Here is a 14293-nt window from a genome sequence, read left to right as displayed (position 1 = left end):
AGGGTTGGGGAGTCTCAGGGGATCCGGAGCGAGGGCACGGGGCACTGCGGTGGGTCGGGCCGGGGTACGGGCGGGTCGGACCGGGGCGGGGTCGGCGGGGTGCGGACGTGTTCGGCGGGGCGTTCGCCGAGCCGGGCGGACATCGGCAGCCTGCGGCCGCGCAGCAGGGCGAGGGCGATCGCCGTGGTCACCGCGATCAGGTGCTCGCGGCCGGCGAGGTTCGGTACGGCGACGGACTCCCACACCATCGAACCGCCGGTCAGCGCGAAGACGACGGGCGCCCGGCGGACCACGGCCAGATAGGTGAACAGGCCCACCACGGCGGCGGACGGCCCCGTGTCGAGGATCCGGCCGGCCTCCGGGGGCAGGCCGAAGCCCCACCAGCCGGGTCCCAGCGCGACCATCACCCGGGCGGTCATGGTGCCGGCCAGGGTGGTGAGGTAGGCGACGGCGAGGGTCCGGGCGCGGCCGAGGACGAGTTCGGCGAGGGCGAAGGCGAGGAAGAGCTGGGTGATGCCGGCCCAGACCGGGAGGTCGAGCGCGGGGACGTAGAGCGAGACCGGGGTGCGCAGCAGGGACAGCCACAGGGGTAGGTCGGCGGTGACACCGCCGAGGTGCCACACCAGCCTCCTGCCGAAGGGGTGCTGGGCGATGCCGTGGAAGAAGATGACGCCGAACGCGGCCACGAACGCCAGCACGATCCCGCGGAGACCGCGCCGTACGAGCTGCCGTACCGGCTCCACGACGATGGAGCGCCATTCGTCGTGCAGGGTCCGCCCTGCGAACCGGACCGCACGCGCGGCCGCCGTCCCCCAGCTTCCGTACCCCGTCATGAAAGGCATCGTCCCCTCGACACCGGCCCCCGGCCGTCGGCCCTGCGCCCCTGAAGAGCCTCTCCGCTCTCCGGCCGTTCCACGCGTCGTAGAGACGTTTGGATCATTTGCGACGATGCGGGAGCTACTACCGGCCGGATATCGGCGTCGGGTTTGTCACCCGTCCACGACGGAACCTCCGGGGACGTGATCACGTCCCCGTCATCGAAACCTCGGCAAAGGAGTGGTAATGCAGCAGCCGTCGCGCCGTGTCGTGCTGACCGCGGCCCTGGGAACCGCACTGCCCGCCCGCACCGCCCCGGACGCCACGGCCAGATTCCGGGCGCTGGAGCGCGCGCACGGGGCCCGGCTGGGGGTGTTCGCCTGGGACACCGGCTCGGGGGCCCGGGTCAGGCACCGTTGCGGTGAACTCTTCCCGATGTGTTCGACGTTCAAGACGCTCGCGGTCTCCGCGGTGCTGCGGGATCTGGACGAGGAGGTGCTCGGCGAGGTCGTCCACTACGACCGGAGCGATGTCGAGAAGTCGGGCGGGGCGCCCATCACGGGGAGGCCGGAGAATCTCGCCGCCGGAATGACGCTCGCGCAGCTGTGCGCGGCGGCCATCTCGTACAGCGACAACACCGCGGCCAACCTTTTGCTGGAGCAACTGGGCGGCCCGGTGGCGGTGACGCGGCTGTGCCGTTCGATCGGGGACCGGGTGACCCGGCTCGACCGGTGGGAGCCGGAGCTGAACTCGGCGGAGCCCGGCCGGGTCACCGACACCACCACTCCCCGGGCCATCGGCACCAGCTACGCACGGCTGGCCGTCGGCAACGCCCTGGACGGTGCGGACCGGCGGCGGCTCACCGGTTGGCTGCTCGCCAACACCACCGGCGGGGAGCGGATCCGCGCGGGGCTGCCCGCGGACTGGAGAGTCGGTGACAAAACCGGAACGGGCTCCTACGGCACCGCAAACGACGTCGCGATCGCCTGGCGCCCGGGCCGTGCCCCGGTCGTCGTCGCCGTCCTGTCCACCCACACCGACCCCGCCGCCCAGGCCGACTCGGCACTGGTGAAGGAGGCGGCCGCCGTGGTGGCCGACGTGCTCACGCGAGGCGATTCATAGCATCGTTCACAGTCGGGACACGGCAAGTCGGCGTCACGGACAGCGGTTTCCGCCAAGGGGACCGGAACTGTTCTGTTTCGATCACGAACTCTCGTATAGTGACGGCCAGTTCAGCACCGAGCGTCACATCTCCTTCACCGGAAACACTTCCCTACCCGCTCCGAGGACCAGACCGGACCGATGACCGCGCCCACGCATACCGGCGATCGACCTGCCCTCCGCACGCTCGTTCTCACCCTCGCGCCGACCGCGGTGGTGTCGGCCCTCGTCGTCGTCGCCGCGGTGACCGCCGCGCCGCCTTCGGTCCGCACCCCCCTCGCCCTGGGGGCCGGCGCGGCCGCGCTGGTGCTGTGCGCGGCGGTGACCTGGGCCGCCCACGCGGCGCGGGCCGCCCGGCGCGCCCGGCGCCGGCTGGAGACGGTGAGCCAGGACATCGGCCGGCTGCTCCAGCAACAGGCCCGCACGACCGAGGAGGCGCGCCAGGAGCAGCAGCGGCTCATCGACGAACTGGCCCGGCAGCGGAGCGAGTTCGCGGACTCCTTCGAGCAGGAGCGGGTGCGGATCCACGAAAGCAGCAGCCAGGAGCTGGACTGGTACCGGCAGGAGAACGGCCGGCTCGCCGCCGACCTGGAGCAGGCCTCCCGGGAGCGGGCCGCGGCGATCGCCGCGGCCGGCAACGCGGCCGGCCGGATGCAGGCCCTGGCCACCGCCACCCTCGCCGACCTGCGGGCCATGGAGGAGCGGCACACCGACGAGGAGGTGCTCGCCGACCTGCTGCACCTCGACCACCGCACCGCCCAGGCGGGCCGGATCGCCGACTCCATCGCCGTCCTGACCGGGGCGCGCTCCGGCCGCCGCTGGGCGCGTCCGATCAGCATGGAGTCCATCCTGCGCGGCGCGCTGGGACGCATCAGCGGCTACCGCCGGGTGCGGGTGCACTCGGTGAGCGAGACGGCCGTCACCGGGCACGCGGCCGAGGGCGTCATGCACGCGCTCGCCGAACTCCTCGACAACGCTGCCAACTTCTCGCCCCCGACGGCCGAGGTCCACGTCTATGTGGAGGAGGTGCCGGCCGGGGTCATCGTGTCCGTGGAGGACAGCGGGCTGGTGATGGGCGATGTGCAGCTGCGCCGCGCCGAGCGGGCGGTCGCCGGTGACACCACCGAACTGGGCGGTCTCACCGGTACCCGGCTCGGGCTCGCGGTGGTCGGCAGGCTGGCCGGCAAGCACGGTCTGAAGGTGTCGTTCCGGCCGTCGGCGCGCGGCGGCACCGGGGTGCTGATGCTGATCCCGCAGGACCTGCTGACCCGCCCGGTCGCCGACGAACCCGCGCTGCCCAGGCAGCCGGAGGCGGCCGAACCGGTACCGGCCCCGCCGGACCCGGTACCCGTGCACGAGTCCGCGGAGCCCGACGAGGACGAGGAAGGCCCCACCGGGCTGCCCAGGCGGCGCCGCGGCCGGACCCTCGCCGAGGCCGAGCGCCGGTCGGCGCCCCAGCCGACCGAGCCGCGCCCGGTGGCCGCCGTCGAGGACGCCCGGGTCCGCGCCGCCCGCTTCAACAGTTTCCGGCAGGCCGTCCGCCCGGCCGCGGCCGACCCCGCCGAGGCACCGGGCGCATCGGATCACGCCGACGCCCCCGGCGCGCCCGGCTCGGCCCAGGCCCAGGGCGCGGCCGACACCGCCACGGCCCCGTACACCCCTACCCCGGCGCACGACCCGGTCCCCGCGTCCCACCCGGAGTCCGGCCCCGAGCCCACGTCCCACCCGCACGCGCACCCGGAAGGCGACACCACTTCATGACCGGCAGGACCACCGCCGACGACAAGCTCACCTGGCTCATCGAGGGCCTCCTGGAGCGCACCCCCGGCGCGCGGCACGCCCTGGTGCTCTCCCGCGACGGGCTGAAGCTCTGCCGTACCCCGGAGCTCTCCGTCGACCAGGCCGACCAGCTCGCGGCGATCGCCGCCGGCATCCAGTCGCTGTCGCACGGGGCGTCCGTCGAGTTCGGCGACGGCAGCGGCGGCGTGCGGTCGGCGATGACCGAGTTCTACGGGGGCGTGCTGTTCATCGTGGAGGCCGGCGACGGCGCCCATCTGGCCGTGGTGACCAGCGAGGACGCGGATCCCGGGCTGGTCGGGCACAACATGAGCGAACTGGTCGAGCAGCTCGGCGAACACCTGACCGCGCAGCCCCGTACGTCATGAGCCGGCCCGGCAGGGACGACGCACCCGACCGCCTGTACACCATCACCGGCGGCCGCAGCAGCACCGGTCCGGACAGTCCCTTCGACCTGGTCACGCTGGTCGTCGCCGAGTCGGAGCCGACCCCGGGCATGCAGTCGGAACACGCGGCGATCCTGCGGCTGGCGGAGTTCCCGACCTCGGTGGTGGAGATCGCCGCGGAGCTGAAGCTGCCGGTGAGCATCACCAAGGTCCTGCTGTGCGACCTGCAGGCGGCCGGCCGGGTCAGCGCCCGCCATCCGTACCGGCCGGCCATCACCGACCCCGACATCCTGGAGCAGGTGCTCGTTGGACTCCGCAACCTCTGACGCGCGCACCCCGTTGGGTGCCTCCGCCGACCACGGTTTCAAGATCGTGGTCGTGGGCGGCTTCGGCGTCGGCAAGACCACCCTGGTCCGTTCCGTCAGCGAGATACGTCCCCTCAACACCGAGGAGACGATGACCCAGGCCGGCGAGGAGGTCGACGACATCCGCGAGGTGCGCGGCAAGTCCGCCACCACCGTCGCCTTCGACTTCGGCCGGATCACGCTGGACGCGCGCAACGTGCTGTACCTGTTCGGGGCGCCGGGCCAGGAGCGGTTCTGGTTCCTGTGGGACCGGCTGTTCTCCGGCACCCTCGGCGCGGTGGTGCTCGTCGACACCCGGCGGATCGACGACTCCTGGTACGCCATCGACCGGCTGGAGAAGCACGGCACCCCGTTCATCGTGGCCTGCAACGACTTCGGCGGCCCCGTGCACGCGCCCGAGGACGTCCGGCACGCGCTCGACCTGGACCCGCACATCCCGCTGGTCACCTGTGACGCCCGCTCCCGGCAGTCCGGCAAACAGGTGCTCATCCAGCTGGTCCAGCACGTCAAGAACCGGTACGCCGGCCCCTCGGCACCGGCGGACCTGCCCCGACAGGAGTTCGTGTGACACCCGAAGCCGTGCCGCTCGGCGGCCCCCGGTTCCAGACCGAACCGGCGCGTCTGTACCGCGAGATGCGGCGCGACCACGGCGCCGTCACCCCCGTCGTGCTCGACGGGGACGTGCCCGCCTGGCTGGTCGTCGGCTACCGCGAGCTGCACCAGGTGACCGGAGACCCGGTGCTGTTCAGCCGGGACTCCGACCTGTGGAACCAGTGGGACGTGATCCCCGACGACTGGCCGCTGCTGCCGATGATCGGCCGTAAGCAGCCGTCGATCCTGTACACGGTCGGCGAGCGGCACCGCGAGCGCGCCGGGATGATCAGCGACGCGCTGGAGGCCGTCGACCCCTTCGAACTGCGGGGCCACGCCGAGCGGTTCGCGGACGAGCTGATCGACGGGCTGTGCACCAGCGGCGAGGCGGACCTGGTCGGCCAGTACGCGATGCTGCTGCCGGTACGGGTGCTGGCGCGGCTGTACGGCTTCTCCGACGAGGAGGGCCCCGGCCTGGTCACCGCGCTCAACGACATGATCGACGGGCGCGAGCGGGCGATCGCCGGGCAGACGCATCTGGCCACGTCCATGGCGCAGTTGCTGGCCGACCGGAAGGCGGACCCGGCCGACGACGTGGTGTCGCGGATGCTCCAGGACAAGAGCGGGTTCACCGACGAGGAGATCTCCCAGGACCTGATGGTGATGATGGCGGCCGGGCACCAGCCGACCGCCGACTGGATCGGCAACTCGCTGCGCCTGATGCTCACCGACGACCGGTTCGCGGCCTCGCTGTTCGGCGGCCGCAACAGTGTCGCCGAGGCGATGAACGAGGTGCTGTGGGAGGACACTCCCAGCCAGAACATCGCGGGCCGCTGGGCCTCCCGTGACACCCAGCTGGGCGGCCGCCGGATCCGCGCCGGTGACCTGCTGATCCTCGGCCTGCAGGGCGCCAACTCCGATCCGCAGGTGCGCACCGACGCCTCCGCGCTGACCGGCGGCAACAGCGCGCACTTCTCCTTCGGGCACGGCGAGCACCGCTGCCCGTTCCCGGCGCAGGAGGTCGCCGAGGTGATCGCCAGGACCGGTATCGAGGTCGTCCTCGACCGGCTGCCGGACATCGACCTGGCGGTGCCCGCCGACTCCCTCGCCCGCCGGCCCTCGCCCTGGCTGCGGGGGCTGACCGAGCTTCCCGTCCGGTTCACGCCCGTACCCGCCCTGTAGTCCGACACCGACGGTCAGGCGCAGCACCGATTGACGCAGTACTCCGACCCTGCCCTGGGAGGCACGTCACGATGACGACCGGTACCGAACAAACCCGGATCGCCCTCGACCCCTTCGTCACCGACCTGGACGGCGAGAGCGCGCGGCTGCGTGCCGCCGGTCCGCTCGCCGCCGTGGAGCTGCCCGGCGGGGTGCCCGTGTGGGCGGTCACCCGTCACGCCGAGGCCAAGGCGCTCCTCACCGACCCGCGTCTGGTCAAGGACATCAACGTGTGGGGGGCCTGGCAGCGCGGGGAGATACCGCAGGACTGGCCGCTGATCGGCCTCGCCAACCCCGGCCGCTCCATGCTCACCGTGGACGGCGCGGACCACCGTCGGATGCGCGCGCTGGTCGCGCAGGCGCTCACCCCGCGCCGGGTGGAGCAGATGCGGGGGCGGATCGAGAAGCTCACCCAGGACCTGCTGGACGCTCTCCCGGCGGACCAGGAGACCCTGGACCTCAAGGCGGCCTTCGCCTATCCGCTGCCCATGTTCGTGGTCGCCGACCTGATGGGCATCGACGAGGCCGAACTGCCCCGTCTGAAGGTGCTGTTCGAGAAGTTCTTCTCGACCCAGACCCCGCCCGCGGAGGTCATCGCCACCCTCACCGAGCTGGCCGGGATCATGGCGGCGACGGTCGCCGCCAAGCGGGCCGAGCCCGGCGACGATCTGACCAGCGCGCTGATCCTGGCCTCCGAGGACGGCGACCACCTCACGGACGAGGAGATCGTCTCCACCCTCCAGCTGATGGTGGCGGCCGGCCACGAGACGACGATCTCCCTGATCGTCAACGCCGTGGTCAACCTCTCCACCCACGCCGACCAGCGGGCCCGGGTGCTCTCCGGCGAGGTGGACTGGTCGGCGGTGGTCGAGGAGACCCTGCGCTGGTCCACCCCGACCTCGCACGTGCTGATCCGCTTCGCCACCGAGGACGTGCCGGTCGGCGACAAGGTGCTGCCGGCGGGCGACGCGCTGATCGTGTCGTACGCCGCGATAGGCCGTGACGAGGACGCGCACGGCCCGAGTGCCGGGGAGTTCGACGTCACCCGGGAGTCGAAGAACCGGCACATCTCCTTCGGCCACGGCCCGCACGTCTGCCCCGGCGCGGCGCTGTCCCGGCTGGAGGCGGGCGTCGCGCTGCCCGCCCTGTACGACCGCTTCCCCGGCCTGGACCTCGCGGTCCCGGCGTCCGAGCTGCGCAACAAGCCGGTGGTCACCCAGAACGACCTCTTCGAGCTGCCTGTCCGGCTGAACCCCTAACGGGTGTTGACGGAGTACGACTTGGCTCCCGTGCCGGCCAGCCCACCGCCGTCGACGATCAGGTACTCGTCGCGGATCGGCCGGCCGGCCAGCCAGGACTCCAGGATCTCCCGGGTGCCGGCCGCGTAGCGGGCCTGGGCGGAGAGGCTGGATCCGGAGATGTGCGGGGTCATCCCGTGGTGCGGCATGGTGCGCCACGGGTGGTCGGCGGGCGCGGGCTGCGGGAACCAGACGTCGCCCGCGTAACCGGCCAGCTGCCCGCTGCGCAGCGCCCGGTCGACGGCGTCCCGGTCGGCGATCTTGGCCCGCGCGGTGTTGATGAGATACGCGCCGCGCTTCATCGTGTCCAGCAGCTCGTCGCCGAACAGGCCCTCGGTCTCCGGGTGCAGGGGCGCGTTGATGGTGACGACGTCGCAGTGCGGGGCCATGGCGGCGGCGCTCTCGTGGAAGGTGAGGTTGAGCTCGCGCTCGACGGACTCGGGCAGCCGCGCGCGGTCGGTGTAGTGCAGCTTCACGTCGAAGGGCGCCAGGCGGCGCAGCACCGCGAGACCGATCCGGCCGGCGGCGACGGTCCCGACGTGCATGCCCTCCAGGTCGTACGAACGGCTCACGCAGTCGGCGATGTTCCAGCCGCCGTCGAGCACCACCTGGTGCGCGGGCAGGTAGTTGCGGACGAGCCCGAGGATCATCATCACCACGTGCTCGGCGACGCTGATGCTGTTGGAGTACGTCACCTCGGTGACCGTCACTCCGTGGGCGATCGCGGCGTCGAGGTCGACGTGGTCGGAGCCGATGCCGGCGGTGATCGCCAGCTTGAGGTTCCGGGCGGCGGCGATCCGCTCCGGGGTGAGGTAGGCCGGCCAGAACGGCTGCGAGATCACCACGTCCGCGTCGACCAGCTCACGGTCGAAGACGGAGCCCGCCCCGTCCTTGTCGGAGGTGACGACGAGGGTGTGGCCGGCCTTCTCCAGGAAGGAGCGCAGGCCGAGTTCGCCGGAGACGCTGCCGAGGAGATGGCCGGGGGTGAAGTCAATCGCCTCGGGGGTGGGGGTGGTCTGACCGCCCGGGTAGTGGTCGATGACGGGGACGTCGTCGCGGGCGTAGCTCTTCGGGTATCCGTCGGTCGGGTCGTCGTACAGGACGCAGAGCACCTTGGCCATGGTGGCGGCTCCTCAACTGCGTTGCGGATGACTGCCCTTCACGATCCTCGGGTTCAACTGCGCAGGTCAAAGCGAACTTTGTTATGTGCTCATAGCCCGCGGCTATCAGTCGGGGCCGTCCAGGTGGGCGGTGAGCAGGCTGTCGAGCGCGTCCCGCAGCCGCGCCTGACGGGCGACCTTCACCAGGGCCTCGGCGAGCACGGACTGGGGTTCGCTGCGGGCGATCACGAGGCCCACCCGGGGGCCGTGGGCCGGGCCCTCCAGGGGGACCACGCGCATGCCCACCGGCACGCCGAACATGTGCAGCCAGGCGTGCGAGATCACGCTGGACCAGCGCCCGCCGGGGAGGTGGGCGTAGAGGCCGGCCACGCTGTCGGACTCGACCGCCGGGACCGGCGCGGCACCGTCGGCGGCGAAGCACTCGTCGATGATCCGCCGGTTGCGCATCCGCGGTCCGAGCAGGCACAGCGGGAGGGCGGCGGCCTGGGACCAGGTGGCGGTGGCCGTGTCGCCGAGGGGGCCGCCGACCGGGGTGAGCAGGACGTAGCGCTCCTCGTAGAGCGGGAAGCGGCGGACATGCCGCAGTTCGTCGTCGTCCAGGTACGTCATGGCCGCGTCCAGCTCGAACTCCGCCAGACCGCGCCGGATATCGACGGACGACAGGGACTCCATGGCCACCCGGGCGTGTGGATGCCGGTCGCAGAACGGGCCGGTGAGCAGCGCGGCCACGGGGACCGCGGTGGGGACGATCCCGAGGCGCAGGGTGCCCGTCAGGCCGTCCCGCAGAGCCGACAGCTCCTGGCGCAGCGCGTCCCGCTCGGCGAGGATACGGTGCGCCCACGCCAGCACCACCTCGCCCTCGGGGGTCAGTCCCTCGTAGCGGCGGCCCCGGCGCACGATCGGCACACCGAGCTCGTGCTCCAGCCTGCGTATCGCGGCGGACAGGGAGGGCTGGGAGACATGGCAGGCGGCGGCCGCGCGGGCGAAGTGCCGTTCCCGGGCGAGAGCGACCAGGTATTCGAGCCGGCGCAGCAGCATGCGGCCTCCCCGAAGGGCTCGGCGGCGGATCGACGGCGGTCGCCGTGTCCGGGTCCACGTGTACCGGGTCCACGGGTATGGGGTCCACGGGTATCGGGTCCACGGGTATGGGGTCCACGGGTATCGGGTCCACGGGTATGGGGTCCACGGGTATCGGGTCTGGCCGCACCGGAACCGCGTGCACCGGGTCCCCGTGCACCAGGTCTGGCCGCACCGGGTCCACGCGTATCGGGTCCACGTGTACCGGGCCGGGGTACGGACCGGCAACGCGGGCCCGGGGCGGCCGTTTGACATCGAGTGCGCTCGAAGCCGTAGCGTCCGAAGCGCTCCACCGGACCAGGCCCCGGGCGCCGGGATGCCGACGCGCGGATTCCGCAGCTGAATGGAACGGGGCCCGCGGGCCCTCCGGAAGCGGAGCCCGAACCGAGCAGGAAACGAAAGGCTGGGAGTGAACATGCGACAGCGCAGTCTGCGAGACCTTCAGGTGAGCAGCATCGGCCTCGGCTGCATGGGAATGTCCGCCTTCTACGGCACCGCCGACCAGGACGAGGGCGCACAGACCATCCACCGTGCGCTGGAACTCGGGATCACCTTCCTCGACACCGCGCAGCTCTACGGGCCGCTCACCAACGAGACCCTGGTCGGCGAGGCGGTCCGGGGGCACCGGGACGAGTACGTGATCGCCACGAAGTTCAACTACCGGATGGACCACGCCGTCCCCGGCGACATGAGCAGCATCGGCCCGCAGGACGGCTCGGCCGAGCACGTGCGCAGCTCGGTGCACGGCTCGCTCCAGCGTCTCGGCACCGACTACATCGACCTCTACTACCAGCACCGCGTCGACCCGAACGTGCCGATCGAGGAGACCGTCGGCGCCATGGCCGAGCTGGTCGCCGAGGGCAAGGTGCGGCACATCGGACTGAGCGAGGCGAGCGCGGAGACGATCCGGCGGGCCCACGCGGTGCACCCGATCGCCGCGGTGCAGACCGAGTACTCGCTGTGGACGCGCGACCCGGAGGACGAGGTGATCCCGACCTGCCGGGAGCTGGGCATCGGGTTCGTCCCCTACTCGCCGCTGGGCCGTGGCTTCCTGGCCGGCCGGTTCTCCTCCCCCGACGACCTCGACGCGAACGACTGGCGCCGCACCGGCCCCCGCTTCACCGGCGACAACCTGGAGGCGAACCTGCGGCTCGCCGACAAGGTGAAGGAGATCGCCGCCGAGAAGGGCGTGACCCCGGCCCAGCTGGCCCTCGCCTGGGTGCTGGCCCAGGGCGAGGACATCGTCCCGATCCCGGGCACCAAGCGCCGTACCTACCTGGAGCAGAACGCCGGCGCCGTCGACGTCGAACTGACCAAGGAGGACCTGGCCCGCATCGACGCCGAGGTGCCCAAGGCCGCGGGTGAGCGCTACGACGAGGCCGGGATGAACAGCGTGAACCTCTAGATTTCCGCTCTCGGTGGCCGCTCGATGGGGGGTGGCGCACGCTGGTGGCATGGTGAACCTGCGGAGCTGTACGGCGGGCCTGCGGCGCTCGTGGCAGTCGTCCCACGCGCTGCTGCTGCTCCCGATCGCACTCATCGTGGTGATCGCGGTGGCGGACCTGCGGGCGCCGGAGGACGTCCATCTGGGCCCCGCCCTGGTCATCGCTCCCGCGCTCACCCCCTCGTTCGCCGGCCCCCGGGCTACCGCGCTGGTCGGGGCAGTCGCGGTGGCCGCCCAGGTGGTGATCGCCGTGTTCCACGGCGGGCTGACCACCGCGAACCACATCGTGCAGATCGTCACCCTGACGCTGCTCTCGGTGATCGTGGTGGTCTACAGCGGGGTCCGCGAGCGGCGCCGCGCCCAGCTGGCCCAGGTGCGCACGGTCGCCGAGGCCGCGCAGCACGTGCTGATGTGGCCGCTGCCCGAGCACATCGGCCCGCTGCGGATCGCCTCGCTGTACCTGGCCGCCGAGGACGAGGCGCAGATCGGCGGTGACCTGTACGCGGCCACCCGCCGCGACGGCGAGGTCAGGGTCCTGATCGGCGACGTCCGGGGCAAGGGACTGTCCGCGATCGGGGAGGCGGCGCTGCTGCTGGGCGCCTTCCGGGAGTCCGCCCACCGGCACGTCACCCTGCCGGACCTGGCGGCCGCCCTGGAGCAGAGCGTGCAGCGCTACGCGGTGGACCTGGAGCCCCGGGAGGAGGCGGCCGAGCGGTTCGCCACCGCGCTGCTGGTCGAGATCCCCGACGAGGACCCGGTCACCAGGATGACCAGCTGCGGCCATCCGCCGCCCCTGCTGCTGAGCCCGGGGCACGCGGTGACCGTCCCGAGCCTGCATCCGTCGCCGCCGCTGGGTGTGCCCGGCGCGGGCGGCACCGAACACACCCTGGACGTGTTCTCCTTCGAGCCGGGCGACACCCTGCTGCTCTACACCGACGGTGTCGTCGAGGCACGGGACGCGCAGGGCCGCTTCTACCCGCTCGCGGAGCGGGTGGCGCAGTGGACCGACGACTCTCCCGAGGCGCTGATCCACCACGTGCGGCGCGATCTGCTGACCCATGCCGGCGGCCACCTCGGCGACGACGCGGCCCTGATCGCCCTGCACCGCACCCCGACCGTGCACCGCCGTCAGCACCACGGTGTCCTCGGCCACGGGGCCAACCGGGCGTAGCGCGCCTCAGAACTCCTTGGTCTGTGACTCCAGATACGTCTTCAGGAAGGTGAGCTTCGCGTCGCTGTCCGCCACCGCGACCGTGCCGAAGTCCGCGCCGAGTTCCATCGTCCGCGGGGTGTCGGTGGCGAGGGCCGGCCAGTCGGTCAGGGAGCCGCCGTTCGGGTCGCCGGTGGCGGCGAACCGGGCGACGCAGGAGGCGGTGGTGTCGGCGATGTCGTAGTCCTGGGAGGTCCAGGGGCGGTCGGTGCTGTAGAGGTAGCCGAGCAGGTAGTAGACGTCGGAGCCCTGGAAGGCGCCGGTCACGTCGGTGCCGATGGCCGGGTTGGTGGCGTCGTGGCCGGGCGGGACCCGGGTCCAGAAGTAGGTGTGGACGGGGCCGGTGTTGCCGGCGGTGTCCTTGAACTGGTTCGCCCACAGGAAGGCGGAGACGCGTTCCTTGTCACGGGCGTAGGCGTCGTACTGCTGGGCCGCCGTCGTGTCGCTGTCCGCCGGGTACAGCTCCAGGAAGGTGTCGGCCAGCCCCAGCGGACCGAACTCGGACCGGGCGTGGTCCTGGAACGCGTCGAGCGTCGTCCTCAGGCCGGGCGAGGCGCCGTTCGCGTCCTTGCAGACACCGGTGAGGACGGGCACGTCGGTCTCGGCGCGGGCCGCCAGCACAGCCGTGTAGGTGTCCGGCAGGACGTGTCCGTCGAGCACTTGGCCGAAGTCGGCGGAGGAGTCGGCCAGGGCCCCGGCGACGATGTCGTCGGCGCCCAGCGCGCGCAGTGCGGCGAGGCTGTCGGCGCCCAGCCGGGCGGCGAATTCGGTGCCGTTGGCCTCGGCGTCGGCGAGGGTCCGGTAGCGGCCGGTCTCCCGGGCGATCGCCGGGTCCTTCGTGTACCGGACGCCGGAGGAGAGCAGGGCACGGTGGTAGAGGCCCCTGGCGCGCCGGGACGCGAGCAGGGTGTTGACGACGGACGCGCCCTGCGCCCAGCCGGCCAGGGTCACCCGGTCCGGATCGCCGCCGAACGCGGCGATGTTCCGCTGGACCCACTCCAGGGCGGCGACGACGTCCAGGATCCCCCAGTTGCCCGAGCCGCCGTACGTGGACTCGGCGGTCAGTTCGGGGTGGGCGAGACCGCCGAGCGGGCCGACGCGGTAGTCGGGGGTCACGACGACCACGCCTTTGGACGCGAGCAGGGAACCGTCGTAGATCTCCTGCCCTGACCACAGGGCCTGCTCGCCGCCGTAGAGCCAGACGAGGACGGGGCGGCTGCTACCCGAACCGGTCGCCGCCGTCCAGATGTTGAGGTTGAGGCAGTCCTCGCCGAGTTCGGGCACCTGGCCTGCCGGGATGCCCGTGACGGGCTGCGGGCAGGCCGGGCCCCAGCTGTCGGCGGTGCGCACGCCGTACCAGGAGGGGGCAGGCTGCGGCGGGCGCCAGCGGTTGGCGCCGGCGGTGGAGGCGGCGTACGGCAGGCCCTTGTAGACGGTGACGCCCCGCAGGCCGCCCCGGACTCCGGTGGCCCGGCCGGACTCGGTGGTGACCGGGTCGGCGTCGGCCGCGCTCCGGGCCGCTTCGGCCGGCGTGGGCACCGTGCCGAGCAGCCCGGCCGCGGCCGCGGCGCCGAGAAAGCCGCGCCGGTTCAGCGCGGCCGGAGGCATGTCTCTGTCGTTCACCGGGCTCCCTTTCGGGTCGTGGGGGGCGAGCCGACGAGAAGCCTGGCGTCGGGCCGAGCGCCGCGGCAAGCGCAACCGGGCTACTCACAGCAGGTCAACAGGGTCTGACAGCAACGGAGTTGACCGAGCCGTTCAATTGTCTTTGGGTCAAAGTTAAGTCGTAAGGGTGGTCTCGACCATTGG

At 72.3% G+C, this 14293-nt stretch carries 13 protein-coding genes; 9 read left to right on the top strand and 4 right to left on the bottom strand.

Annotated features, from left to right (window positions below; genetic code table 11):
* Positions 1 to 14: 14 nt before the first annotated feature.
* A complete protein-coding gene (locus ACZ4N4_RS39465) occupies positions 15 to 833 on the bottom strand; it encodes a hypothetical protein (protein ID WP_467598093.1) in 819 nt (272 codons plus the stop codon).
* Between the two features lie 229 nt (positions 834 to 1062).
* Here ACZ4N4_RS39465 and bla point away from each other — a divergent pair, with 229 nt between their 5' ends.
* From bla to ACZ4N4_RS39430, 7 genes are all read left to right on the top strand, one after another.
* Positions 1063 to 1938, top strand: a complete 876-nt coding sequence (gene bla / locus ACZ4N4_RS39460; protein WP_467598090.1) for a class A beta-lactamase — start codon at positions 1063 to 1065, stop codon at positions 1936 to 1938.
* 180 nt (positions 1939 to 2118) lie between these two features.
* Entirely contained in the window at positions 2119 to 3738 is a 1620-nt protein-coding gene (locus ACZ4N4_RS39455; protein WP_467598087.1) for a sensor histidine kinase, read from the top strand.
* Complete coding sequence (locus tag ACZ4N4_RS39450; RefSeq protein WP_351734280.1) at positions 3735 to 4142, top strand: roadblock/LC7 domain-containing protein; 408 nt, start codon at positions 3735 to 3737, stop codon at positions 4140 to 4142. Before ACZ4N4_RS39455 ends, ACZ4N4_RS39450 begins: the two co-directional genes overlap by 4 nt.
* Complete coding sequence (locus ACZ4N4_RS39445; RefSeq protein WP_351696726.1) at positions 4139 to 4486, top strand: DUF742 domain-containing protein; 348 nt, start codon at positions 4139 to 4141, stop codon at positions 4484 to 4486. Before ACZ4N4_RS39450 ends, ACZ4N4_RS39445 begins: the two co-directional genes overlap by 4 nt.
* On the top strand, positions 4467 to 5093 hold the full coding sequence (locus ACZ4N4_RS39440; RefSeq protein WP_453566786.1) for a GTP-binding protein: 627 nt from the start codon (positions 4467 to 4469) through the stop codon (positions 5091 to 5093). The genes ACZ4N4_RS39445 and ACZ4N4_RS39440 overlap by 20 nt, the downstream gene beginning before the upstream one ends.
* Positions 5090 to 6298: a cytochrome P450 gene (locus ACZ4N4_RS39435; protein ID WP_467598083.1), complete on the top strand. Its 1209-nt coding sequence runs from the start codon at positions 5090 to 5092 to the stop codon at positions 6296 to 6298. Before ACZ4N4_RS39440 ends, ACZ4N4_RS39435 begins: the two co-directional genes overlap by 4 nt.
* Positions 6299 to 6369: 71 nt before the next feature.
* Complete coding sequence (locus tag ACZ4N4_RS39430) at positions 6370 to 7596, top strand: cytochrome P450 family protein (protein ID WP_467598080.1); 1227 nt, start codon at positions 6370 to 6372, stop codon at positions 7594 to 7596.
* On the opposite strand, the gene ACZ4N4_RS39425 is transcribed toward ACZ4N4_RS39430, so the two are convergent.
* Positions 7593 to 8756: an NAD-dependent formate dehydrogenase gene (locus ACZ4N4_RS39425; protein ID WP_467598077.1), complete on the bottom strand. Its 1164-nt coding sequence runs from the start codon at positions 8754 to 8756 to the stop codon at positions 7593 to 7595. The genes ACZ4N4_RS39430 and ACZ4N4_RS39425 overlap by 4 nt on opposite strands.
* 105 nt (positions 8757 to 8861) lie before the next feature.
* Entirely contained in the window at positions 8862 to 9794 is a 933-nt protein-coding gene (locus ACZ4N4_RS39420; RefSeq protein ID WP_467598074.1) for a LysR family transcriptional regulator, read from the bottom strand.
* Positions 9795 to 10248: 454 nt separating this feature from the next.
* Between ACZ4N4_RS39420 and ACZ4N4_RS39415 the strand changes: the two genes are divergently transcribed.
* Together ACZ4N4_RS39415 and ACZ4N4_RS39410 are read left to right on the top strand one after the other, a co-directional pair.
* Positions 10249 to 11238 (top strand): aldo/keto reductase, encoded by a 990-nt coding sequence (locus ACZ4N4_RS39415; protein WP_467598071.1) that lies wholly within the window; start codon positions 10249 to 10251, stop codon positions 11236 to 11238.
* A gap of 49 nt (positions 11239 to 11287) precedes the next feature.
* Positions 11288 to 12448 (top strand): PP2C family protein-serine/threonine phosphatase, encoded by a 1161-nt coding sequence (locus ACZ4N4_RS39410; protein WP_453566797.1) that lies wholly within the window; start codon positions 11288 to 11290, stop codon positions 12446 to 12448.
* Positions 12449 to 12454: 6 nt separating this feature from the next.
* Here the strand turns inward: ACZ4N4_RS39410 and ACZ4N4_RS39405 are convergent, their stop codons facing one another.
* On the bottom strand, positions 12455 to 14110 hold the full coding sequence (locus ACZ4N4_RS39405; RefSeq protein WP_467598068.1) for a carboxylesterase/lipase family protein: 1656 nt from the start codon (positions 14108 to 14110) through the stop codon (positions 12455 to 12457).
* Positions 14111 to 14293: the final 183 nt, after the last annotated feature.

It is taken from the genome of Streptomyces sp. NPDC026538 (assembly GCF_055567535.1).
This window is presented reverse-complemented; position numbering and strand designations above follow the sequence as displayed.